General features: G+C 57.0%; 20 protein-coding genes. 7 read left to right on the top strand and 13 right to left on the bottom strand.

From position 1 onward, the window contains the following. The first annotated feature begins 313 nt into the window (after window positions 1–313). Window positions 314–1,687 (top strand): HD-GYP domain-containing protein, encoded by a 1,374-nt coding sequence (locus FHT76_RS38650; protein ID WP_259186712.1) that lies wholly within the window; start codon window positions 314–316, stop codon window positions 1,685–1,687. Between the two features lie 1,725 nt (window positions 1,688–3,412). Here the strand turns inward: FHT76_RS38650 and FHT76_RS38645 are convergent. The 12 genes from FHT76_RS38645 to FHT76_RS38590 form a co-directional block, all read right to left on the bottom strand. Next, the gene (locus tag FHT76_RS38645) at window positions 3,413–4,399 is read right to left on the bottom strand and encodes a GlxA family transcriptional regulator (RefSeq protein ID WP_259186711.1); all 987 of its coding nucleotides are present in this window, start codon (window positions 4,397–4,399) and stop codon (window positions 3,413–3,415) included. A 14-nt stretch (window positions 4,400–4,413) separates the two neighbouring features. Further along, window positions 4,414–5,094, bottom strand: a complete 681-nt coding sequence (locus FHT76_RS38640) for an RraA family protein (protein WP_259186710.1) — start codon at window positions 5,092–5,094, stop codon at window positions 4,414–4,416. Window positions 5,095–5,101: 7 nt separating this feature from the next. Then, window positions 5,102–5,827: an alpha/beta fold hydrolase gene (locus FHT76_RS38635; RefSeq protein ID WP_259186708.1), complete on the bottom strand. Its 726-nt coding sequence runs from the start codon at window positions 5,825–5,827 to the stop codon at window positions 5,102–5,104. A 1-nt stretch (window position 5,828) separates the two neighbouring features. Further along, entirely contained in the window at window positions 5,829–6,797 is a 969-nt protein-coding gene (locus FHT76_RS38630) for a cupin domain-containing protein (RefSeq protein WP_259186706.1), read from the bottom strand. A 5-nt stretch (window positions 6,798–6,802) separates the two neighbouring features. Beyond that, on the bottom strand, window positions 6,803–7,771 hold the full coding sequence (locus FHT76_RS38625) for a nuclear transport factor 2 family protein (RefSeq protein WP_259186705.1): 969 nt from the start codon (window positions 7,769–7,771) through the stop codon (window positions 6,803–6,805). A gap of 13 nt (window positions 7,772–7,784) precedes the next feature. After that, entirely contained in the window at window positions 7,785–8,552 is a 768-nt protein-coding gene (locus tag FHT76_RS38620) for an SDR family NAD(P)-dependent oxidoreductase (protein ID WP_259186704.1), read from the bottom strand. After that, window positions 8,549–9,859, bottom strand: a complete 1,311-nt coding sequence (hisD, locus tag FHT76_RS38615) for a histidinol dehydrogenase (protein WP_259186722.1) — start codon at window positions 9,857–9,859, stop codon at window positions 8,549–8,551. Before hisD ends, FHT76_RS38620 begins: the two co-directional genes overlap by 4 nt. 79 nt (window positions 9,860–9,938) lie before the next feature. After that, on the bottom strand, window positions 9,939–10,478 hold the full coding sequence (locus FHT76_RS38610; RefSeq protein ID WP_259186703.1) for an ester cyclase: 540 nt from the start codon (window positions 10,476–10,478) through the stop codon (window positions 9,939–9,941). Window positions 10,479–10,495: 17 nt separating this feature from the next. After that, entirely contained in the window at window positions 10,496–11,704 is a 1,209-nt protein-coding gene (locus tag FHT76_RS38605; RefSeq protein WP_259186702.1) for a carbohydrate ABC transporter permease, read from the bottom strand. A gap of 10 nt (window positions 11,705–11,714) precedes the next feature. Further along, window positions 11,715–12,743: a carbohydrate ABC transporter permease gene (locus tag FHT76_RS38600; protein ID WP_259186701.1), complete on the bottom strand. Its 1,029-nt coding sequence runs from the start codon at window positions 12,741–12,743 to the stop codon at window positions 11,715–11,717. A 57-nt stretch (window positions 12,744–12,800) separates the two neighbouring features. Beyond that, the gene (locus tag FHT76_RS38595) at window positions 12,801–14,015 is read right to left on the bottom strand and encodes an ABC transporter substrate-binding protein (protein ID WP_259186700.1); all 1,215 of its coding nucleotides are present in this window, start codon (window positions 14,013–14,015) and stop codon (window positions 12,801–12,803) included. Between the two features lie 2 nt (window positions 14,016–14,017). Next, complete coding sequence (locus FHT76_RS38590) at window positions 14,018–15,115, bottom strand: ABC transporter ATP-binding protein (RefSeq protein ID WP_259186699.1); 1,098 nt, start codon at window positions 15,113–15,115, stop codon at window positions 14,018–14,020. A 38-nt stretch (window positions 15,116–15,153) separates the two neighbouring features. Here FHT76_RS38590 and FHT76_RS38585 point away from each other — a divergent pair, with 38 nt between their 5' ends. Beyond that, the gene (locus tag FHT76_RS38585; protein ID WP_259186698.1) at window positions 15,154–16,281 is read left to right on the top strand and encodes an ester cyclase; all 1,128 of its coding nucleotides are present in this window, start codon (window positions 15,154–15,156) and stop codon (window positions 16,279–16,281) included. Between the two features lies 1 nt (window position 16,282). On the opposite strand, the gene FHT76_RS38580 is transcribed toward FHT76_RS38585, so the two are convergent. Next, window positions 16,283–17,320, bottom strand: coding sequence for a LacI family DNA-binding transcriptional regulator (locus FHT76_RS38580; protein WP_259186697.1), 1,038 nt, complete (start codon window positions 17,318–17,320; stop codon window positions 16,283–16,285). Window positions 17,321–17,608: 288 nt separating this feature from the next. On the opposite strand from FHT76_RS38580, the gene FHT76_RS38575 reads away from it, so the two are divergent. The 5 genes from FHT76_RS38575 to FHT76_RS38555 all read left to right on the top strand — a co-directional run bounded on the left by FHT76_RS38575 (window position 17,609) and on the right by FHT76_RS38555 (window position 23,156). After that, window positions 17,609–18,823 carry an ester cyclase gene (locus FHT76_RS38575; protein ID WP_259186696.1) on the top strand — a complete coding sequence of 405 codons (1,215 nt, stop codon included), beginning with the start codon at window positions 17,609–17,611 and terminating at the stop codon, window positions 18,821–18,823. 101 nt (window positions 18,824–18,924) lie between these two features. After that, window positions 18,925–20,169, top strand: coding sequence for an ABC transporter substrate-binding protein (locus FHT76_RS38570; protein WP_259186695.1), 1,245 nt, complete (start codon window positions 18,925–18,927; stop codon window positions 20,167–20,169). A gap of 53 nt (window positions 20,170–20,222) precedes the next feature. Beyond that, on the top strand, window positions 20,223–21,272 hold the full coding sequence (locus FHT76_RS38565; protein WP_259186694.1) for a carbohydrate ABC transporter permease: 1,050 nt from the start codon (window positions 20,223–20,225) through the stop codon (window positions 21,270–21,272). Further along, on the top strand, window positions 21,269–22,105 hold the full coding sequence (locus tag FHT76_RS38560) for a carbohydrate ABC transporter permease (protein WP_259186693.1): 837 nt from the start codon (window positions 21,269–21,271) through the stop codon (window positions 22,103–22,105). The genes FHT76_RS38565 and FHT76_RS38560 overlap by 4 nt, the downstream gene beginning before the upstream one ends. A gap of 49 nt (window positions 22,106–22,154) precedes the next feature. Beyond that, complete coding sequence (locus FHT76_RS38555; RefSeq protein WP_259186692.1) at window positions 22,155–23,156, top strand: ester cyclase; 1,002 nt, start codon at window positions 22,155–22,157, stop codon at window positions 23,154–23,156. Window positions 23,157–23,320 lie beyond the last annotated feature (164 nt).

Genomic DNA, 23,320 nt, shown 5'->3' with positions numbered 1-23,320 from the left:
CGAGGTGACAGGCTTGAATTTCCGCCTTTGGCACCACACCAATTATCAGAATCCCTACCGTAACTCGCGGACGTCGCCTTGCTCACTTCGTGAATGCCGAGGAGAAGCGAAAGTTCCCTTTGGAACCTTCGGAGCGGCCCGAGGGTGTGCGAGAAGATAGGTCCGCTCGGTTCTTCTAACGGATTCGACAGCTCAACTTGGAGCTGCTCGACGAAATGCACTGACATTCGACCAGTTAGTACGCGCAACAGGATGAACACAATGATTTCTAAAGAAATTTATGTGAAGCTATGGCAGGCAAAGGACGGTCGATATGAAGACGATCCAGATAAGGCTTGCAGAAATCATTGAAGCGTTGAGCAAGGCCCTCGACATGACGGAGGGGCAGCCGCCCGGGCATTGCATTCGTGCCTGCTTTATTGGAACGCACATCGGTCAGGAAATCGGCATACCGGACACCGAACTGCAGGAACTTTATTATACTTTGCTGCTCAAAGACCTCGGCTGCAGCAGCAATGCTGCGCGCATCTGCGAGCTCTATTTGACCGACGACCTTTCCTTCAAGCGTGATTTCAAGCTCGTCGATGGCAGTCTTTCCCAGGTACTGCGCTTCGTGCTTGGCCATACAGGCCTGCAGGCTGACCTCGCGCGGCGTTTCCGTAGCATTCTTAACATCATGCAGAATGGCGGCGAGATCGTCACAAACCTCATTCAGACTCGTTGCCAGCGCGGGGCTGAGATCGTCCGGCAAATGCGCTTCTCGGAAGCAGTCGCCGCCGGCGTGCTCAATCTTGACGAACATTGGAATGGCGGTGGCCGGCCACTTGGAATTGGCGGTGAGGCAATTCCCCTGTTCTCACGGATCGCCCTGCTGTCGCAGGTGGCCGATATCTTCCAGATGAGCGGCGGCCCCACGGCAGCCATAACCGAGGTGCGCAAGCGTGCAGGCACTTGGTTCGATCCGGCGCTTGCGGCCGCCTTTGAGCGCGTCGCCGCCGACCCGACCTTCTGGGAAACCCTTCGGTCGGATGTGTTGGAGACCGTTGTGCTGGAAAGCGAGCCCGGCCGGGAAGCAATCATGGCCGATGATGACTATCTGGACGACATCGCCGCAGCCTTTGCGCGGGTGATCGACGCAAAAAGCCCTTACACCTCCGGCCACAGCGATCGCGTCGCGCTCTTTACCGACATGATCGCCGAAGAGATGGGCATCGATGCGGGCAATCGACGGTTCCTGCGGCGCGCCGCCCTACTCCACGATATCGGCAAGCTCGGCGTTAGCAACAGCGTGCTCGACAAGCCTGGCAAACTCGACGACCAGGAATGGCAGGCGATGAAACGTCATGCCGCGTTCTCGGAGGAGATCCTGTCCCATATCGGTGCATTTGCCGACGCAGCTCGTATCGGCGGCGCTCACCACGAGCGCCTCGACGGCACAGGCTACCCGCGCGGGTTGATGGCGGACGAAATTCCAATGGAAGTGCGCATTGTGACTACGGCTGACGTCTTCGATGCTTTGACGGCGGACCGGCCTTATCGGTCAGCGATACCAATTACAAAGGCAATTGCGATTCTTTGGGAGGATGCCGGGCGATCTCACGATCCGATTTGCGTCGAAGCTCTGGAACGTGCGATCGCCAGAACCTCCCTGAGACAGGTAACGGAGATCACGCATAGCGCTGCTTGAGCTGAATTCGGCTAAACGCCTCTAGTTACACTGAGCCGCACGTTTACCACTATGTCTAGAAACGTTCGTGGTTTCGAGGCACGAAAGGATCGGTAGCGCGCGTGGCCTCGGTAAGATGTTCTGTAGCGGCCAGATTATCGCCAAATGGCTTGAGGCGTAGAACGCCGCCCTGATGATGCCTTTCTTCGAAGCCTCCGGATGCGAGAGCAGTTCGAAATACAGTCACTGAAGGCACCATTTGTACGGCTGTTCGGCTCTGAGGCGACCGCCTCGAACAGCGCCGAAAAGTCATGCTAGCGGTGATGTAGCGGGCTATGCGGGTCTCAATCCCTGAGGCTTCACAACACGACCTCAAACTTCTGCGGACGCTCCCATTCGGGCGAGCCAGGCTTGTAGCCAGCCGGGCGGAAGGATTACGGATAAGAACGCCGTGGCGAGATCAGAGGAGTCGGCTTCGGGAACTCTTAGCAGAAATGGGAAATTGCTCCCCCGTCATGCGCGTCAACGCGTTCCATCGACCTTGTACCTCTCTATGTCACCATGCGCGTCGTGACGAGCATTTGAGAGGCAACGTGCGCGCGCGAGCATCGCGACGAAACGATCTTCAGCCAGCGACAGGTCGAGCCCGCGTCGCTTGGATATCATGAACGTAAGCGGGCGGATGTGCCACGCATGGCGCTCGATCTGGGCGAGGACCCCTCTTTCCAGGTCTTCGGAACAAGATCTTCCGGGATATGACCCCAACCCAACCCAGCTTCAAGCAAATCGTGCTTTGCTCCCAGCTCGTTGGCGCGCCATGTCGCTCGCCTTCGACTGATACAGCCGACTTCTCCGCGTCAGGCTGATTGTCAGTGACGACAATCTGGACGTGGCGACTTAGCTCGTACCGCGGCCGGTATAGCCGGGGATGTGGTTTGCTCCATCTCCCACCCTACAGTCCAGACTTCAACCCCATTAAGAAGGCTTTTGCGGAGCTCAAGGCTGTTTTGCGCGGCTGTTTTTGCGCGCCAAAGCCGAGCAAACAGTTGAGGGCTTACGTATAACGTCGGCAGATCGCCACGCTATTCGAGCCGTGAAGAATGCGAATTACTTCAAATCGTACGGATATGACCCCGAGTAAATTGGACGTGCTCTAGTATTGCCGATCTCGAGGATCGGACCCTGCAGCGACTTCCCCTCGACACAGACAAGCTTCGATTTCCCCGCTCTCCACTACAGATGGCAGCGCAAGCTTCGACAACTAACCCGCGAAACCTTCGAAATCTGATCTTGTCATATGAAAAGCGTTGCTGGTCAGCAAAGCGGCATGGTCCTTCGAGCCTGTTGGGAATCACCAAGCCGGGGCCGTACATTGCCAGCACATGGCGCGCAAATTCCTCCCTCTATGCCCCTTCCTTCGAGAACCATCGCTCAGCGGTGACGCGATCGAAGACGGTGGTAATAATTTCGAGATCGCGGGGCCGAACACCTCGTGTGTTACCACAGAACATGGCATCGCCGGATTTCCTTTACCGGAGGCGTCAACACATCCTCCCACAAGAGCTCGGTCGCATCAAGACAAACATGATCGAGCCAATGTCCTATAAGACTGCTGAATGTTGACCACCGTCAAACGCCGCGAAAAAATAACGCACTGTTGTGGTGAGGCTATGCTGCGGCTTATGGCTATCACACCTCCAAACTCCAATCCGGATGGCCTGTTTATCCACCCACGCTCTCGAAGATTCAATCCAGTGTCCGTGCAGCCCTCTCCGATTTTCGCACATCTGTTGGGGTGCAACCAAAAGCGGCGCGGAATCTTCGCGTAAAGTGTGATGTGTTCTCGAAGCCGGTGTCCAGCGCCACCTCGACCAAGGGTTTAGGCGTTTTTCGCACGAGGTCCATGGCCCTATCCATACGGAGCTTCATGTACGCCGCGATTGGCGACATTCTGACTTCAATCTCGAACACTCGTTCCATTTGCCGGCGAGACAGTCCCATGAGCGCCGCGATCTCCTCAACGCCCACCGGCGACTCGATAGTGTTTTCCATGTGCGCCAGTGCAGCGTTTATACGCGGATCGGAATGGTTTGTGCCAAATGGGTTTCGGGGTTGAATGTCCCTGCCATTGCGTCGTCGGTCCATCTGAAGGATCTCGGTTGCATTTCGCTCCGCGGCCGGACCGACATGGCGACTGACAAGTTCGGCAGCGAGGTCAGCGACTGCGCTACCACCGGCGCAGGTAATTAGACCTTTGTCCTCAATGTATAGCTGGCGGCTCGATACCTTTTGGCCTGGAAAGCGTTCGAGGAATGACCGGTAGTGCAGCCAACTCACGCACGCTGTACGGTTTCTCAGAAGTCCGGCTGACGCCAGAATGAAGCTGCCTGTGCAGAGACCGATGATCTTCACTCCATCCTTGGCCGCGCGTCGGACATATTCAAATGCGCTTCTCTCCAAGGGTTCTTCTGAAATGAGCAGCCCACCGACAACCGCAAGGTAATGGAAATTCTGCGGGGGGATCAAACCTGATGTCGGAGCCACCTGTACACCGCAGCTCGACCGGACAAGGTGGCCGGTCGAGCTCATGACACGCCAATCGCAAAGAGCCCTTCCGGACCTGTCGCCCGCATCACTTGCCAATCTCAATGTGTCGACAAACAGCGAGAAAGCGCTCAACGTGAAGTTTCGAGATAGGATGAACCCAACATTTAAGTTCCCGCGCATTTCCATCGTACTCGCCATCGCTAGGTACGCGCGGCTTCGAATGCGCGCCAGGCTTCCTCGAACTTCTCGATCGTGAATCCTGGTCCTCGGGCCGGCTCCAATATTAGACGCTCTGTGCTCTGAAGCTTGCCAATCGCGTCTTCAAGAAGAGGGACGACGTCATTTGGAATAACAACCGCTCCATGACGATCGGCGTGAACAAGATCTCCATTGGCGATTTGTAGCCCGAACACATTGACCGGATTGCCGATGTCGACCACGTGCACAAACGCGTGGCTTGGCCCAATCGATCCTGCAACAACCTGAAAATCCTTGGCCAAGTCACCGAGATCGCGCATGACACCGTTGGTCAATGCTCCCTGTAGACCAAGTCCAGAGTGCACCGTAGTGTTGATTTCGCCCCAAAAAGCTCCCACGCAATCCGGATAGTCGATGTCCTCCACAACCGCGATCGAGGGACCCGGGCCGGCCGCCATGTGGCGGTAATAGGCAAGACGACGATGTCTGATCTGTTCAGGGGGATCTTGCGAAGGGCGCTGCGCTGCGATGCGCGCCGTCTTCGCGTAGCCGCACATCGCCGGCAGGGCTGGATCGCAACAAAGGACAGTTCCTCGCGTGTAGCCGGAAAAGCCCCGTTTACCTTGGACCACCTCGATGGCATTGCAGATGGTCGGTGTGTCGACGGAGCGAACTATCTTCAAAAAGGTCTCAGGAAGCATCGGGTCTACCAATCCGTTCGTAGAAGGACGAAAGAGCGCGGTTCACAGTGTTAGGCTGTTCCAGCGTTGAGATGTGGCCGCACGCATCTATTTCCGCGAATTGACCAAGGGGACAAAGCGAGGCCAGTTGCCGGTGAAACTCCGGCGGGCAGATGACGTCGTCCCGGCCAGCGAGGGCCAGCACAGGCATTGTCAGGTGAGGGAGAACATCCTCATAGCTACGACGGTCCCTGAGAGCGACGGACTGAGCGATGAACGCGCCACTCCCCATCTCCTTGGCCATCTGAATCGCAAGAGAGACTAATCGCTCCCGGCCGATGGTGGAAGGTGAAAAATAGGAGGGAATGATTTCCTCCTCGATGACGTGGAGCATTTTTCCTTTAGCCGCAGCGGCTATTTGCCGTTCCCTCACTGGTCGCCGCGCCACCGCGTCCGCCCGGAAATTCGTGTTTAGAAGGGCGAGACTGTTTACCTGAGCTGGCGCTTGACGCGCCAACTCCAAAGCCACGATACCGCCCATCGAAAGACCGACGACGTCGACTTTCCTGCTACCCAGCGTTTCCAGCACCTGAACCGCGATGAGCTCGATGTTGTCGGCGCCGCACAGATCGCCGACCAAAACCTCTCTGCGCGCGGCGAAATGCGCGACCTGAGGCGAGAAAAGCCTATGGTCGCACATCATGCCGGGAAGCATCAAAATCGGAAGCGTGCCCATGTCAGAGCCTTGTCGGTCCCGCAGCATCATCGGTGTTATAAACCCGGAACAACGCCGCCTCACCGGTCATTGACGGTGAAAGCGAATGTCGCAGGCCGGGCGGAACCGCGCAGGTGTCGCCAGGCGCTAGCACTGCTTCTCCGCCGTCCCAGGCAAGCTTCCAATGGCCCTTATGGACCAGGAGCACCTCATGCCTTCCGACTTCGTACGGATCAGATGAGATCGAGTTGCGCGTGAGGAATTCGACCTGGAAACCTGTGCGGTCCCGGATCAGCGCATCCTCCCAAGTGCCGATAACCCGCGCGGGCTCATTCTTGGCAAGCGATACCATGTCGAGGAAACGGCCGACATATCGTGGCACGACTTCAGAAATTGGCGTTTCCGGGTAGTCTTTGAGCTGTTCTTCGTTGAGCAGCGGCATCGGACGGACGCCTAACGGCAAAGACTGCCCCTTCTTTGTGTCATAGAGCTTCCCTGTTTCCGCAAGAACCAGTCCGTGTTCCCTGGCATCTTCGATGACTTGCGGTGCCCAAATGACGCCCCCGCCGGCATCGTCACCGCCGAGGATCGCCATGATGATACCGTAATCCGTGCCAATATTTTCAAACCCGCGGAAGATCCCGGTTGGAATATCGAAAATGTCACCCTCTCCGAGGATTACTTCTCCGGCCGTGCCGTGGCGGCCCCAGAAAAAGCGCCACGTTCCCTTGTGAACGTAGAAGACCTCGGCGGTGCGATGCGAATGCAGTGAGTTGCGGCATCTGGGCGGCTGTCCAGCCGCGCCGATGTTGAACCCGGGCGTCTCGCGGATATGCACGTGCTGGTCCGGGCTTTCCGAAACGCCGCCGCCGATGATTGTGAAGTTCTCCTTTTGATTGGAGCCAGGCGTGTGAGCGTCGATAAACGCGGTCTTGCACGGCTTCAGGTCGCCATAGCGGACGATGCGCTTTTCCATTTCCTCAGGGGTCATATTCCTCATCCCGTTTTAAGTAGAATTTGCTTCCAGATAGCGGTCTCGTCGAAGAGAACGTATTCACGTCTCAAGCCCCACGGCCCAAACTCCGCATGGCTGATCGCCATGACATGAACCTCTGCTCCCGTGGGCTTGCCGAAACGACCCCAACCGTCATGTGTCCCCGTCAGAGACCAACGCACTGCCGCGCGTGGTGAGAATTCAGGGTCGTCCCGGCCTATCTGATGGTGGATTTCAAACTTGGCTGTCGGCAGTGCCGCACGAAGGCCTAGCCAGAATTGGTCAGCTTCCGAATAGCCATGACCTGTGACGCCACCGGGAAGTTCCAGTTGAGCCGCACGATCATACTCCGTCGGAATAACGGCCAAATCAGCCGACATGATACGCTCGAGAATGTTGGCGTACCGTTCGCCGGCGGGGTGGTCGTTGCCTCGTCCCGTGTACTTTCCCTTTACGTCAATCGCGGGTGTGAAGGGCTTCACACACGCTTTGGGGCCGCCCTCCCGCTCGATGAGATCGGCTGCGAACGCCTTTGGATCCCACCCCATCTGTCGGACGATCGCCCCCTGGTCGCGGACGAGCCATTCATCGTAGATCTGGTTGTCTTTGACCGCGCAGTCAGCAAGGATACGGTACGTCAACCGCTTGCCGGTCGCTTCCCCGTACATGCCGGATCGAGTGTGGGTCGCCGTCGACAGGAGGCGATGCGAGGACAAAAAACCCCGGTCCTCGTCTCCTGACCAGATCACGTCCTCCCCGAGAAGCGTCCTGTCGGGGAACTCGGCGAGCGTTGCCATCGTCGCCGAAATCACGTTCTTGTTTCCGATCACCAGCGACGCCGGCGAGCGTACGGCCATATCGTCCGCGTAATACTGGTGAAGGGTCGCAATCTTGCGATCCTCCCATATCTCCTTGGTTATCCCGATAATATAGTCGGGAAGATCCTTGAATTTTGGATCAAAGCCTTTCATTGCCATTTTCACCTCAGCCGGCGGTCCATCCGCCATCGATCAGAATTGAAGTTCCCGTCACCATTGCGGATGCTTCGCCCGCAAGGAAAATCAGTGCCCCCATGATGTCTTCAACTTTTGCCAGTCGACCCAGCTTGATCTTGGACAATATCCAATCGCGTTTTTCCGGATCTTCGAGAGTCTTGTCGGACAAGTCGGTACGAATGAAGGTCGGGCATATCGTGTTGAACCGAACCCCGAATTTGCCGAGCTCGATCGCAGCTGATTTGTTCATGCCCTCAAGGGCATGCTTTGTCGCCGAGTAGACCGTGCGATCAGGCCCGCCAACGTGCCCCATCTGTGAAGAAATTGTTATGACCGATCCAGCGATTCCTGACTCGACCATCTGACGAGCAACCGTTTGGGTCGTGAAGTAAGTAGCTCGCAAATTGAGATCGACCACGGCGTCAAAATCGTGCCGCTCCGCCTCCAGGAATGGCGCATGACGCGCAATCCCGGCATTGTTCACGAGAATATCAAAAGGCCCTGCGTCCCGGATCTTGGATGCCGCGCTATCGCTTTCAGTAATGTCGCATTCCAGTCCTCTCGCTCGACCACCGGCATTACTGATTGCCTTCACGACGCCGGCCAAGTCTTCACTGTTCCGACTGACGCACACCACTTCCGCGCCAGCCTCCGCAAGCGCGGCGGCACAGCCGAGACCGATGCCTCTCGAGGCACCGGTGACGAGCGCACGACGACCGTCCAGTCGGAAGCTTGGGGTGCGCGGCAGCGTGATCATTCGGCGGCCTCGCCGTACGGCACGTTACGTTTGCCATAGCGTCGCACCCGAAGATTGGCTTGTTCGGCATGGCCGACAAAACCCTCCAGCATGCACAGTCTCGAGCAGTATTCGCCAATCAGAGCGGACGCTTCGTCTGAGACGACCTTCTGGTAGCTATGCGTTTTGAGGAATTTCCCGACCCAGAGCCCACCGGTGTATCGCCCCGCCTTCTTGGTTGGCAGCGTATGGTTGGTGCCGATAACCTTGTCGCCATAGGCAACGTTAGTACGCGGGCCGAGGAAGAGAGCGCCATAGCTCGTCATGTTCTCCAAGTACCAGTCATCGCGGTCCGTCATCACCTGGACGTGTTCCGACGCGAAGAAATTCGCCTGTTGGAGCATCTCGTCGTGACTGTCACACACGATGACCTCACCATAGTCTTCCCACGACTTCCGTGCCGTCGCTCCCGTTGGAAGGATCTCGAGCAACCGCTCGATTTCTTTCAGTGTTTCTAAACCAAGACGCTCCGAGGTGGTGAGAAGTACCGCCGGCGAGTTGATCCCGTGCTCTGCCTGGCCAAGCAGATCGGTCGCGCACATCTCGGCATCGACGGTGTCATCGGCAATCACCATGGTTTCCGTCGGTCCGGCAAAGAGATCGATCCCGACCTTACCGAAGAGCTGTCTTTTAGCCTCGGCAACAAAAGCGTTTCCAGGCCCGACGATCATATCGACGGGTGCGATGCTGCTGGTGCCAATGGCCATCGCACCGACCGCCTGAATGCCCCCCAGGCATAAGATTTCGTCGGCTCCGCCGAGATGCATTGCCGCGACGATGGCCGGATGCGGAGCTCCACCCTGGGGCGGAGCCGACGCCACAATCCTCGGGACGCCGGCGACTTTGGCCGTCACGACGCTCATGTGAGCTGAAGCGACCATCGGATACTTTCCACCCGGGATATAGCAGCCCACAGACTGAACCGGTATATTCCTATGACCAAGGATGACGCCCGGAAGTGTCTCTACCTCGATGTCTTTGAGTGCCGCCTTCTGATGTTCCGCGAACTGCCTGACCTGATCCTGCGCAAAACGGATGTCACTGAGATCTCTAGTCGAGACTTTCGACAGTGCCGCCTCGATTTCCTGATTGCTTAACCGAAACGACGCCGGCGAATATTTATCGAACTCCTCCGAAAGTCGACGAACGGTGCTATCGCCGCCCTCCTTGATGTCCGTAAGTATCCGTTCGACCGTCGTGCGGACTGCGAGGTCGTCGTCGGCGCGGGCCGCTTCACTCTTTGCAGTCTTGAGATGTCTTGTCACAATAAACCTCCCCGGCACGCGTAGCGCTGCTGAGCGGCGCTACGGATGCTGAACCAACCTGGACTGTCTGTTTTCCGGCCGCTTATGCGGCTTTGCTGTTCGGACGCGGCGGAACCTTGCGGCCTGCGTCATATTCTTCCCAGCCGTTGCCATTGAAGGGGTCAACGCCCAGCTGTTGCATTACGTGCGGGAAATCCACCATCACCCAGTTGTCGACGATCTTGCCGTCTACGACCTTCCAGAAGTCCATGTAGCGGATCTCGACCCGCTTTCCCGTCGGAGCAATTCCCATGAATTCTCCGGAATGGGTGGCTTCCTGTCGACCGAATGCAGCCATCCATTCGCCTTCAGCCAAACGGGCCTCATCGACGCAGACTTTGTCCGAAAACGCCGCCTGGAATGGTCGCTGCCAGTTGTCCTGGAACTCCTTGAGGCCATTCTTCGTGCCGCAGCCCGCGTTTCCCAACCAACGGAAGTTGCTGGCGAAAAACGAGCCGATGCCGTCGATCACGTGGTCGTTGAGACCGTCGACCATTCCTTCGACGACGGCGCGCGTCGCCTCGGTCTTGGAGCGATCGTTGTTCTTTGTCAGGACGCCCTGCTCTGGTCTTGAACCCTTCATTGCCATTTCTCCTGTTGTTAGCCCTTGACCGCACCTTGAGTGAGGCCGGAAACGATTTGACGTTGGAAGACCATGACGAGGACGAAGAGCGGAGCGGTAATCGATACCGCTGCGGCGACGGCCTGGACTTGATCGGTTGTTGTTGTCTCCCTGTTGAAGAAAGACGCGATTGCCGGGACCATCGTCTGCGACTGTGCATCCAGAAGCAGAGAGGTCACGAGAAAGTCGTTGTATGCGAGAAGAAAAGCGAAGAGCCCCGTGGTAATGACGCCCGGCCACATCACCGGCATGATCACCCGCCAGAACGCCTCGAAATAGGTGCAGCCGTCGACCCTGGCAGCTTCGTCCAGCTCGCGCGGAATATTCATGAAGAACGAACGGAGCATCCAGATCGTGAACGGCTGGTTAATGCTTACGAGGACCATGATGACTGCGAGCGGCTGGCCGTAGAGCGTCGGCGGAGCCTCCGAAAACATTCGGAAGAACCAGCCAGTCCATTCGGACGTCCAAAGTGGCATCAGGATCTGCCGCGAATTGATGAAGGTTGGAAGATACCCAGTAACGAGGACGGAATGCGGAAGCGCCCGGAAAATCAGCGCAGCGATCAGCAGCCAGAACCCGATATTGCTTTCTGCTCGCGCCAAGGCGTACCCGGCCAGAGTTCCCACCGTCAACGAGATCGTCACGACGCCGAAGGTCACGATCAGCGAATTGATGAACTGATGATAGAACGAATGATCGATCCAGACAGCGCGGTAGTGTTCCATCGTAGCCCCGATCAGGGGACGACCGAGAGGACTCACAAGGGGTAGCGCCCGGACCGCGGCCTCGATGAGCGGAACTATTGACGGAAGCACGATGAAGAAGACAATCGCGGCGGTCGCCAACAGGAGGACGGACGTTAAAATCCATCCTACAAAAGTGCCGGCGAACCCGAGCGACCTTGAGAGAGTTGGTGCCACGCGTGCGGTTGCCCCATAGGCGAGGCAGACAGTTCCGACGTATATCGCAATAGCAACCAGCGACAGGCCGCCTCGCTCGGCGCGGGTGATACTTCCAAAGACCACTTGCAGCGGATCTGAGGCGAAGGCGTCAATCGGCAGTTTGATCGACATAACAGCGATCCACAGGAGTGGAAACGCAGCCACGATCGCCCAGGTCGCGATAAATAGCGCAGTGGAGAGCGTCAGCGCGAAACCGGGCCGCAAGGCTTGAGTATGTGACATGGTTTCCTCCTCAGCGCATTCTTCTGTGCTCGCGCCACGTGCGGCGCAGCAGCGGCATAAGCATGATGACAATCCCGATCATTGTGAGCATCGAAGACGCAGCGGCGCGGGAAATCGACCTGTTTCCGCTGTTGTCGGGAATGAGGTAGTCATAGGTCAGCCATTGAAGCGAAATTCGGTAGCCCTGGCTCGAGAACCCGATGACTTCATCGAATACACGGTAAGCGTCCATCAGATGGATCAGCGCCACGAACACGATCAGCGGCATTAAGTGCGGGATGACGACATACCGGAGCCGCTCGAACCGGGACGCGCCGTCGACGATGGCCGACTCCAGCGTGTCCTTGTCGACAGTCTGCAAGCCGGCATAAAAGATCACGAATGCAAACGGTGCGACACTCCAGACTCGATAGAAAAGCATGAGGAGTTCGATCGTCCAGCCCCGCGAAAACATCGTGATTTGCGAACCGGTCGCCCAGTTCAGAAATGCGGTCATGATGCCGTCGCCGACGAAAAGCCAGCGTATCGAAAGCGCGCCGATTACGGGCGTGACGATGAACGGAAGCAAAGAGACGAAGATCAGCGGGCCGCGAATGGACGCCAACGTGTTGTTGACCGCGAGCGCAACCGCCAAGCCGAGGAAGATTACTAGCGGCAGGGTCACCAAAGTGAACGTGAGCGTGAAACGCAGCGCCTTGTAGAAGTCAATATTAAGGAGGGCCTGAAGGCCGCCACCATCGGCGCTAAAGGCCTTCAGCACCGCGCTCGGTTGCAGGATCGTACGGTAGACGTCCAGGCCGACAAACTTCGACTCTTCGACAGGGCGACCCTGCACATCCAATACAGGCAGGTTTTTGATCTCTTCGGTGCAAACCTGCTTCAGGAACCCCGGCGTGCATGTCTGCGTCTTGACCTGCTGGAACACCTGTTGCCTCAGCTCGAAGCTCTGCATGAACACGCTCACGAGCGGCAGAGCGATGAAGATCAACATCAGGGCCAGTGATGGCGCGACAAACGCGAAGAACGTTTTCGATCTCATATGATCATCCCATTCGGATCGGGTTTGGTCGGCTTGTCGACCGACCGATCCCAGCAATCACTTGATCAGGCCCTTTTCCTTCGCAGCGGTCTTGTATTCCGCTTCGACGTCGGAAAGCGCGTCTTCGGCGGACTTGCGGCCCGTCAGGAAGTCACCCAGGTGATTTCCCAAGGCGGTGTGCAAGATTCCCAAGGCGGTTGACGCCGGATATGGGGGCGCACCCTGCTCGGCGGAGTCGAACGCTCCTTTGCTCACGGGCGTCGGCTGATACCCTTTGATAAGCCATACGGCCGCATCATTGTGCTCTTTGACCATTTCAGGCTTGATGCCTTCCATTGCAAGGCGGAACGCCGCGTCGGCCTGCTCGTCGGGGATATGGCTTGCAATGGTAATTCCGTCCCACCAGATCGTTGTCGCTGGCTTTCCGCCGACGAACGCCGCAGGGGCGGCGGCAACGCCGATCTTTCCGACGACCTTCGACTCGCTTGCGTTCTCCAACGCACCCGCGCGGGACGCCCAAAGGTTGGCGATTGCGATTTTGCCCTGCTGAAATTGCTGCTGCACGTAAGTGGAATCGGAAACAAGGAATTCCGGATCCATGTACTGCGACAGAGCCTTCAACATGTTCAAGGCCTTCACGCCTTTCTCATTGTTGACCGTTGCGACGTTGTGGGAGTCGAAGAATTCACCTCCGAAGCCCAGATACATGTTGACGAACTCTTCGCCGAGGTCATAGCCCGTCTTGAAGGTGCCGCCGAGCGGGTACTGGACCGCCTTTGCGTCCTTGATTTTCTTCGCGGCCGCCAACACGTCATCGTAGGTTTTCGGCACCGAAATTGCGAGGCTTTCCAGAATGTCCTTGCGGAACACGAGATGCTGCGCATTGACCATCATGGCAACGGCTACGATCTTCCCGTCCACCTTGATCAGCTGGTTCTCGTTCAGGTTCTGGCCATACTTGGCGACAAGCTCATCGAGCGGCCGGATAAGACCTTCCTGAAGGACGGGAACAAGGGTTTCGTTCGCCACTCCTCCGATCTGGTAGAGCGCCGGGTTGGCGGAAAATGCCGCCATCTGCTTTTGCGCGAAGTTCTGGTCAAGCTCCGCGCGGTAGTTCCCGCACTCCGCCATTGTCGAGGAGACAGCTTTCCAGGCCTCGAAGCCGGCCGACAGGGATTTCAACGGCACTTCGTTCTTGTAGCTGCATGCTGCGTGCGCCGAAACCGTCGCGAGAAGCGATATACCGGCGGCGAGAAGTATTTTCCTCATCATGTTCACGTTCCCTTTTTGTGGTTTTTTGATGCGAAGATGTTGGTCACGGCCGCGTCGAGGCGCTGCCCGCTTTGTGCGTCGAATAGGTGACAGGCCTGCGCAGGTACGTTGATGTTGACCGGCTCGCCGATGCCGGCTCGGAATTCCTTGTTTGCGCGCACGGAAACCAGCGCGTCCCTGCACCGCACGCTCACCATGGTGACATCGCCAAGCAGTTCGACCGAATAGATTGGCGCTTGGATCGAGCCCCTCTCGGCGACCACCGCGGCGTCTTCGGCCCGGAAGCCAAGCATAACAGGGCCACTTACGTCAGAGCGAAGGCCGCCGACCGACGTGTTGGCGGCGGTGAAAACGCCGCCTGACATGGTACCGTTGACGAGATTCATGGCGGGGGAACCAATGAAACCCGCGACGAAAGTGTTCGCGGGACAATCGTAGATCTCGGTCGGGGTTCCCACTTGCTGAATCGCCCCCTTGTTCATCACGACAACCCTATCGGCAAGGGTCATCGCTTCGATCTGGTCGTGCGTCACGTAAATCGTCGTGACTTTCAGTTCATGATGGAGGTTTTTCAGCTGAGCGCGGGTGGACACACGCAGCTTCGCATCCAAGTTGGACAATGGCTCGTCCATCAGGAAAACCTGGGGCTGCCTAACAATCGCGCGCGCCAGTGCAACTCGCTGGCGCTGGCCGCCGGACAGCGCGCTCGGCTTGCGGTCGAGGAGCGGCCCAAGCTCAACCATGTCGGCAGCTCGCCTCACCCGCTCGTCATGCACTTCCTTGGGAAGCTTTCGGACCTTAAGAGGAAACCGGATGTTTTCGTAAACCGAGAGGTTCGGGTAAAGCCCATAGTTCTGGAACACCATGGCGACGTCGCGGTCGCGTGGCTCCAGCTTGTTGACAAGCCGATCGCCGATCCAGATCTCGCCCGAGGTCGGGTCCTCGAGACCTGCGATCATGCGCATGGTCGTCGTCTTCCCGCACCCGGAAGGCCCAAGAAACACAATGAACTCTTGATCAGCGATCTCTAGATCGATTGCGGCAACGCCGACGAAATTACCCCAGCCCTTCAAGAGCTGCTTCAGTTTGATCGAAGCCATGACTTGCTGTTCCACTTTTTTGGCGTGCGAAACCTCGCATGCCTGTCATTGTTGAAAGAATGTTGACACAGTTTGAATACGTATTCAATAGTCGCTCTGGAATTTTTCCGAAAACCGCAAAACGTGGAGTTACCATGACTATCAGCAGCAACAACTTGCGGAACAAGCGTATCGTTCACAGCGCAATGAGCCGGCTAGCGGAGGCTTCAAGTCACGACGTCCTAAGGGCTCTGGAATCAATCTACGCGCCTGAGGCTGAGTGGCGAGGATCCCATCCCCTCAACGAGGTCAAAGGAGTTGAGGCGATTTCCTCGATCATCTGGAAGCCCCTCATCACGTCGTTTCCGGATCTCGAACGTAGGGACACCATCCTTATGGGGGGCACGTATAACGGAGCCGAACTTGTCGGCGCGGTAGGCCATTACTGTGGCACCTTCCTGAAAGACTGGCTGACCATTCCGGCCACTGGCCGTCCGGTCTATCTTCGATACGGCGAGTTTCACGAGATGGTGGAAGGAAAGATCATCCGCAGTACGGTACTTTTCGACATTCTCGATCTCATACGGCAGGCGGGTTTTTGGCCCCTTCCCCCAAGCCTGGGAACGGAAGAACAGTGGCCGTGCCCGATAACGGCGGACGGACTATTGCTCGACGAACAGGACGCGGCGGAGTCCGCTCGAAGCCTACAGCTCACGTTGGACATGCAGGCTTCCCTGGGCAAGTACAATGACCTGGCCAATCTTGGCCGTGAAGGGCTTCTGGCCATGCCGCAACGGGAGTTTTGGCATCCAAAAATGATGTGGTACGGACCTGCCGGTATCGGCACCACACGCGGCCTACAAGGCTTCGTGGATTACCACCAACTTCCTTTCCGCACGGCGTTCCCCAACCGACGAGGCGGCAACCATTACGTTCGCATAGGCGATGGCAAGTACTCGGCGACCGGCGGTTGGCCGAGCGTTTTCGCGACTCATGATGGCGGCGGCTTCCTTGGCACCGGACCCACAGGTAGGGAGGTATCTATGAGGGTGATGGATTTTTATCTCGCCGACGGCGATCTTATCCGAGAAAACTGGGTGCCTCTCGATATCATTCACCTGCTGCTTCAGATGGATGTCGACGTATTTGCAAGAATGCAGTCCTTCTTCCGGCGCGGAAAGAACTGAGCTAGAGCGCGTGCCGCGAGGACCCCTCGCCATGAAGTCTTGGCAACCTCGCGGACCCTCTGACGATTATTTCCGAAGCGATCACGGCACTCGCCGTCTCCACCGAGTTCGAGGAAATTTGAGCCATCAGTATATCGACAGTAGCCTTGATCATTGGAACCACCGGCTGGCGAACCGTCGTCAGACGGTAGCCCTTCCAGCTCGCTTCCGGAACGTCGTCGAAGCCCACGACCGAGACATCCTCGGGAACGCGCAACCGCAGTTCGTCTCTGATGACGTCGATCACGCCGAACGCCATGTGGTCATTCGCGACAAAAATGGCGTCGGGATGGCTACGGGACGCAAAGAGACGGCGGGTCGCTTCGGCTGCTCCCTCCATTGTGTAGTTGCCCACCTCGCGCAGGCTTGCATCGAGACCAGCTTCCGACATCTCTGCCCTGAAACCCGCCTCTCGGTCCTTGTTGGTCGAAGAATCCTCCGATCCCGCAATGAATGCAATGCGCTCATGGCCGGCGTCAATGAGCAAACGCGTGAGCCGACGCGCGCCAGAAAGGTTGTCGGTAACGACGCTGCTCGTAAGGGATTCGGGCACATATCTGTTGAACAGAACAACAGGGATTCCCGTGTCCACGCACTCCTGTGCCAAGCCAGAGGACATCTCGGCGGATGCCATGACGATTCCCTCCACCCGATACTGAAGGACTTTTTTGATCAGCTGATCCTGATTTCCCCGTTCTGTCATAAAAAGAAGCACCTGATAGCCTTGGGCTTGCAAGGCGCGAGACAATTCTTCCAGAGCGACCGGGTAAAAATGGTTGTCCAGATACGCCACGAGAACTGCGATCAAACGCGATCGGCCAGTGTTGACCGCTTTCGCAAGCAAGTTTGGCCTGTACCCCAATTGCTCGGCTGCCGCCATAACCCGTTTGCGAATGTCCTCCGAGACGCTCGCGCCGGGGGTGAATGTGCGGCTGACCGCGGACTGGGAGACCTTCGCAAGTTTCGCCACTTGTCCCGACGTTACAACGCCCTTTGCCATGTGATTTCCCATCTTTAAATTGACTATGAAGGTAGCTTTTACTGCATACGATTGCAAGTGATGCACGTTTTGCGCTGACTCTTGTGCGGCTCCGCACGTAACAAGCCGCCATCCTAGAGTGCGATCAGGCATAATTATGCAGCCAAGCGACGCGCTCTATTCATTTGTTCTGGCAAAAAATACGTCGTAAAAACAACGGCAAACATTCGATCACCTGTTCGGAGCCCAGAATCCCCTTGATAAACTACCGCATATTTGTGCATATATATGCAACACAAGGAGGACGTGATGGCCGAAGCTGCAGCAATTACTGAACGATCACCCGAGACCCCGGCGCAAAATGGGAAACCACGCCCGTCGGCGAGGATCGAAAAGACGCCAGGCGATAGTTCGCCGGTCAGATTCGAAAGCTTGGGTCCCGAGCACATGCCGAAGGACTTCTCGATATCGCTTGATACGTACCGGAAAGGCGGGACAGACAATTTCATCTCCCGCGCTCCCGAAGGCCTCGCGTCACATTCGATGCAGGGATTCGAGCCGACCTACGTCAACATCATCGATTACATCGTCCGCATCACCCATCGCATTTGGGAGGAGAAGGACATTGGCTACATCTATGACACCTACAGTCATGACTGTACTGTCTGGGACGATCTCGGCTTGCAGTATGGGCGGGACAAGATCGTCGCCGATACGGTTCACACCAATAACGCGTTTCCGGACATCAGGTTGGTCGCCGATGAAGTAGTATGGGCGGGAAATGAAGAGGTGGGCTTCCATACCTCGCACCGAACGAAAATTTTGGGCACCAACACTGGCTTTAGCAGATATGGAGCTCCGACCGGAAAACGGATCCAGCTCTGGTGCATTGCCAACTGCGTCGCCCGCGCCAACGAGATTTTCCATGAGCACGTCATCTATGACACCGCCGGACTGCTGCAACAACTCGGGCTGGACGTCGTCGAGACCGCGCGCCGGTTCGCGGAAGCTCGTCGCAACAACGCCCTGCCCGCCAACTTCCTGGCGGGCGAGCCAAAGCGGCTGACGGGTCAAGGCAAACCCGGGACGCGCAACATTCCTACGGCGCGTGATGACGTGGACGAGTTCGTTCGGTCTGCGTTCCACACCATCTGGAATAGGCGCAACTTCGGTGCCGTCGACGACGTCTACAGCCCGAACGTGATTATGCAGGGTTCCACGGGTCGAACCTACCGAGGACCGGGACAACTCCGAGCGTTCATCCTTTCCATCGTCGCCATGTTCCCGGATATCAGCCTGACTGTCGACGACGTGTACTGGATGGGAAACCCCAAGGAAGGCTTTGTGGTTTCCATCCGTTGGAGTGCCGTCGGAACGCACAGGGGATACGGCCCGTACGGGGAGCCGACCGGGAAGCAGGTCACACTCTGGGGGATCACACAATGGGTCGTGAGGGACGGGCTCGTCGAAAAAGAGTGGGCCATGTTCAACGAGTTTGGGATCCTCATGCAACTTAATGCCTGATCCAGTGCCGTCCCCCAAAAGCGACGGCACTCTATTCCGCCGAACGCCGCGGGCGTCCACGACGTCGGTGTAACAACAACAAGACGCTATGGAGTGGAACAATGAAAAAGCTTGGAATCATGCTCGCCTCAGCGGCGTTGGCAGGGCTGGCAACGGTCGCACCCGCAAAGGCAGACAATTGCGACATACAAGGCAACGGTCGGGTTGACGTCATTACGAATTTTTTTCCGACCCTGGAGCTACTCGCCAAGAAAATGCAGGAATGCCGGCGGGCCGACCTCCAGGTCGAGGTCAAAATGACGACGGAACATAAGGTCGAAGTCCCGCGGGCATTCGCCGCGTCCAGCTCTCCCTTCGACGCCGCTGCCGTCGCCAACGCCACGATCAGCCAGATCAATGCCCAAGGGTTGCTGAGGCCGTTGAACGACCTGGTGGCAAAGTACAAGGACAAGTACAAAATCGAAGACCAGATGCTCATCAGATTCGGTGACGATGTGATGGCCGTTGCGTTCATGGCGAACGCGCAGGTGTTCTACTACCGCAAGGATCTGTTCGAAAAACACGGCATCAAGATTCCGACCACTTACGACGAGGTTCTCGCGGCCGCAGAAAAGCTGAAGGGCGATCCGGAGATTTCACAGCCATTTGGAGCCGCGTACGGCAACACCTGGGAACTTGGGAACGAGTTCGTAGACATCTTCACAGCGATGGGAGGAACCCTGACGGATCCGGCGACATCAGAGGCGGCGTTCAATTCCGACGCTGGCGTCAAGACGTTGGAGTTGATGAAGAAGCTTTACGGCTACATGTCGCCCAACGCACTGGCGATGGATTTCGGTGCGGTTAAGCAGCAGCTTCAGCAAGGCCAAATCGCCATGGGCTTTCTCTGGGGCGATGTCGCTGCGACCATGGACGACCCATCGCAGAGCAAGGTCGTCGACAAGATCGGTTTTGCCGTTGCGCCAAGCGCGGTCGCGGGCGGGCCGCCTGCTACTCTCTTCTGGTGGGATGGCTATGTCATTCCAAAGAATTCCGACGGCGACGCCGATGTCACCTTCCAGGTGCTGATGGAAGCGATCAAAACGGAGACCGTCACCGCGAACAACGACACCACGCTCTGGTTGAGGTCGGCCTACAAGCCCACCAAGTACGCACAACCAATCGTCGATTCAGTCCAGAAAAAAGCACCGCCCTTCCCAATGACTCCCCAAGCGAGCTTGGCACTGATGGCCCTTGGGGAGAACATCGGGGACCATATTGCCGGTAAGGAATCGGCTGAGCAGTCACTCGATGATGCGGCAAAGGCGTATCGTAGGGCTGCCACCGACGCAGGATACTTGAAGTAAAGACGCGGGCGCATCAGCGCCCGCCATTCCACCCGTATCCCAAGGCAAACGTCATGAAAACGAGAACTTTTATGGGATTCGTCGCGCCCTCGGTTTTGGCGATGGCGATCCTTATCGCACTTCCCCTCGCAGGCGTAGTCTACCTCTCGCTGTTCCAGTCCCATGTGCAGACGAAGCTCGTTGAGATCAAAACGTCGGTCCCTGTCTTTGGGGGCCTCACCCAGGAAAGGGTGGACATGGTTTCCCGGCCCGTACTGGACAGCCAGGGGCGACCAACGACAGTCAACGAGTTCGTCGGCGGAAGGAACCTCTACCAGGCTGCCGAAATACAGCGCTTGGGCGAGATCATAACGAAACCCCGCGAAAGCGTGAGCCTACCCGCCGCCGTGGCTTCTATGTATGACGAGATTACAAATCTCGACTTCTGGAGCGCGCTTGAGTTCACCCTGATTTACACGTTCGGCACGACGCCCTTCGTGCTCGCATTCGGTTTTCTTCTGGCATTGGGCGTTAACAGGGCGGCCGAGTCCCTGAAAGGGTCGCTGATTTTCGTGACGCTTCTCCCGATGATCGTCACTCCAGTCGTTTCGTCCCTTTCGATATATTGGCTCTTCATCGACAACGCGGTCGTTGCAACTCTACTCCAGGAACTGGGGCTGGGTAGGATCTATTTCCTCAAGGATGCCTGGACGATCCGAACCCTGATACTGCTTTACGGTATCTGGTACGCCACTCCGTTCGCGTTCATTATTCTCTATGCGGGGCTTCAGAGCGTTTCCAAAGAATCTCTGGAAGCGGCGCGGGTCGACGGGGCAACGCGGTGGCAGGCGATAAGGCTCGTCACGCTACCTCACCTGGCTCCGCTTTTCGCCGTCATCACGCTTATTCACCTGATGGATGCCTATAGGGTGTTCGAACCGATCCTGGTTTTCGGGTCGAAGGTATTTGCCAGCTCGCTACAGTACCTCACTTTCGTGGTGCTCAGCTACGAGGACAACGTCCACAAGGCGGCGGCATACGCACTTTTGACGGTCATTGGGGTCGTACTACTTCTCACACCCGTGCTCATCCGCACCTGGAAGGAACAGAGGGCGCAATCATGACAGACAGGCTTCCGATTTGGCTAAGGGCCATTAACAGCATTGGGCTAACCACATGGCTCATCATCGCGGCATTCCCTTTCGTCTGGATGTTTCTGATCTCGTTCCGTGCGCCTGTGGACGCCTTTTCGGTTCCGCCCAAATTGCTTGCTCCGATGAGCTTCCATAACTTTTACACGGTGTGGTTCGTAGACCATTTTTGGCGGTACGCGATCAACACCTCGATCGTCACGATCGCGACCGTCGGGGTTTCGCTCGCCGTCGCCTGCCCCGCAGGCTACGCATTATCTCGCTACAGTGGCCGCCTCGGATTTTGGTTGCTCGTCTCGGCACTGATTTTCCGTGCGATGCCCCATATCGTTCTGCTGACGGCCTACCGCCCGGCTTTCTTCGAGATGGGTATTTGGAGCCGGTACGAAACGCTCATCGTCGTTTTGGTGGCGATCAACCAGCCGTTTACGATCTGGATGATGCGATCGTTCTTTGTAAGCATCCCCAAGGAACTCGACGAGGCGGCAATGATAGACGGTTGCACGAGATTCCAAGCGTTCCGACTTGCCATCATGCCCGTCATGGGGCCGGGTCTGATCACTGCCGGGCTGTTCGCCTTCCTCTTGGCCTACAACGATTTTCTCATATCAAGCCAGTTGATGAACGGAGACATGACGACAATGACAGCGGCTCTAGGCAACTACATGGGCCAGAGCAAACACTTGGACAAACTCATGCTCGGAATCGCAGGAGCTGTATCGGTGGTCATCCCGATCATCGTGCTCATCCTGGTGTTTCAGAAGAATATCGTAGCCGGCATGACCCAAGGCGCGGTGAAAGGCTAAAAAAGCCAACCCGCAGACAATTTAGACCACGACATTGAGGAGAGATTGCATGTCGGATTTCCAGCAAGCGAAAAAGGTCGTTAGGGACTATTATGCGGCGTTGGACGCTGCAGCGGATACGGAGATCGAAGCGGTACTGCTGAACTACGTCACTGACGACTATTCATGGAAAGGCATGCACCCCTTCTATGAGCAGACAGGACCAAAGGCGGTTGCAGAGGTTTTCTGGGGGCCTTATCGTCAGGCGTTCAAGAGGGTACAGCGGCGTGAAGACATTTTCCTTGCCGGCATCAACGACGGCAAAGGCCCCGGAAGAGAATGGGTCTGCAGCATGGGCCATCTCATGGGCCTGTTCGACGAAGACTGGCTCGGAATTCCAGCCAACCGGAAAATGAACTTTCTCCGCTACGCGGAATTTCATTGCGTCAACAATGGTAGAATTGAGCAAACGGCTCTGTTCGTCGACATCGTTGGCGTCATGCTCCAGGTTGGCTTGAAGCCGCTGCCACCCCAAACCGGAGCCTTTATCCTCACGCCCGGCCCTAAGACGCACGATGGGCTCCTTTTCGATGCCGTGCCCCCCGAGGACGGTGCAAAAACGTTAGACCTCGTCAACCGGATGGCTCGCGAACTTACTGGCTCCGATATGGACTCGTCACAAACCGAACTCCTGGGGACTTGGCATCCTGACATGCTTTGGTTCGGTCCCGCTGGTATCGGCGCAACCTATACGACCGATCGCTACGAGGAGCAGCATCAGGGGCCATTCAGCAGCAACCTGGCGGACATCGAATTCCATGGGCACGTGTGCCGGATCGCGGAAGGCAACTACGCGGCGTGGTTCGGCTGGCCAAACCTAACGATGCGATCGACGGGGGGATTTCTGGGACTTCCGGCCTGCGATCGTCGGGTAGAGATGCGGGTAGTCGACATTTACCGTCGCGAGGGTGATCTACTGGCCGAAAACTGGATTTTCATCGATCTGCTGCATTTCCTCCATATGCAGGGATTGAACGTGCTCGAAAGACTGAAACATCATCCACGGACGTAGACCGATACAAAAACGGCCCGCCGACACGGTCGACGGGCTATCGTTATTCTGTGCTATTTCGCAATTTCACCAATCCATAACCACCTTGCCGGAGTTGCCGGAGCGCATCGCCTCGAACCCCTCCCGGAAGTCATCAATTCCGATCCGGTGCGTGATGACGGGCG

The sequence above is a fragment of the Rhizobium sp. BK176 genome (assembly GCF_024808055.1).
Note: the sequence above shows the minus strand (reverse complement) of the source record. Positions and strands in the feature narration are given on the sequence as shown.

Bases quoted from the DNA above. Each gene is read 5' to 3' on its own strand.
- FHT76_RS38650 (WP_259186712.1), top strand. From the start codon at position 314: ATGAAGACGATCCAGATAAGGCTTGCAGAAATCATTGAAGCGTTGAGC.
- FHT76_RS38645 (WP_259186711.1), bottom strand. From the start codon at position 4,399: ATGGAAATGCGCGGGAACTTAAATGTTGGGTTCATCCTATCTCGAAAC.
- FHT76_RS38635 (WP_259186708.1), bottom strand. From the start codon at position 5,827: ATGGGCACGCTTCCGATTTTGATGCTTCCCGGCATGATGTGCGACCAT.
- FHT76_RS38630 (WP_259186706.1), bottom strand. From the start codon at position 6,797: ATGACCCCTGAGGAAATGGAAAAGCGCATCGTCCGCTATGGCGACCTG.
- FHT76_RS38625 (WP_259186705.1), bottom strand. From the start codon at position 7,771: ATGAAAGGCTTTGATCCAAAATTCAAGGATCTTCCCGACTATATTATC.
- FHT76_RS38620 (WP_259186704.1), bottom strand. From the start codon at position 8,552: ATGATCACGCTGCCGCGCACCCCAAGCTTCCGACTGGACGGTCGTCGT.
- FHT76_RS38610 (WP_259186703.1), bottom strand. From the start codon at position 10,478: ATGAAGGGTTCAAGACCAGAGCAGGGCGTCCTGACAAAGAACAACGAT.
- FHT76_RS38605 (WP_259186702.1), bottom strand. From the start codon at position 11,704: ATGTCACATACTCAAGCCTTGCGGCCCGGTTTCGCGCTGACGCTCTCC.
- FHT76_RS38600 (WP_259186701.1), bottom strand. From the start codon at position 12,743: ATGAGATCGAAAACGTTCTTCGCGTTTGTCGCGCCATCACTGGCCCTG.
- FHT76_RS38595 (WP_259186700.1), bottom strand. From the start codon at position 14,015: ATGATGAGGAAAATACTTCTCGCCGCCGGTATATCGCTTCTCGCGACG.
- FHT76_RS38590 (WP_259186699.1), bottom strand. From the start codon at position 15,115: ATGGCTTCGATCAAACTGAAGCAGCTCTTGAAGGGCTGGGGTAATTTC.
- FHT76_RS38585 (WP_259186698.1), top strand. From the start codon at position 15,154: ATGCCTGTCATTGTTGAAAGAATGTTGACACAGTTTGAATACGTATTC.
- FHT76_RS38580 (WP_259186697.1), bottom strand. From the start codon at position 17,320: ATGGCAAAGGGCGTTGTAACGTCGGGACAAGTGGCGAAACTTGCGAAG.
- FHT76_RS38575 (WP_259186696.1), top strand. From the start codon at position 17,609: ATGGCCGAAGCTGCAGCAATTACTGAACGATCACCCGAGACCCCGGCG.
- FHT76_RS38570 (WP_259186695.1), top strand. From the start codon at position 18,925: ATGAAAAAGCTTGGAATCATGCTCGCCTCAGCGGCGTTGGCAGGGCTG.
- FHT76_RS38565 (WP_259186694.1), top strand. From the start codon at position 20,223: ATGAAAACGAGAACTTTTATGGGATTCGTCGCGCCCTCGGTTTTGGCG.
- FHT76_RS38560 (WP_259186693.1), top strand. From the start codon at position 21,269: ATGACAGACAGGCTTCCGATTTGGCTAAGGGCCATTAACAGCATTGGG.
- FHT76_RS38555 (WP_259186692.1), top strand. From the start codon at position 22,155: ATGTCGGATTTCCAGCAAGCGAAAAAGGTCGTTAGGGACTATTATGCG.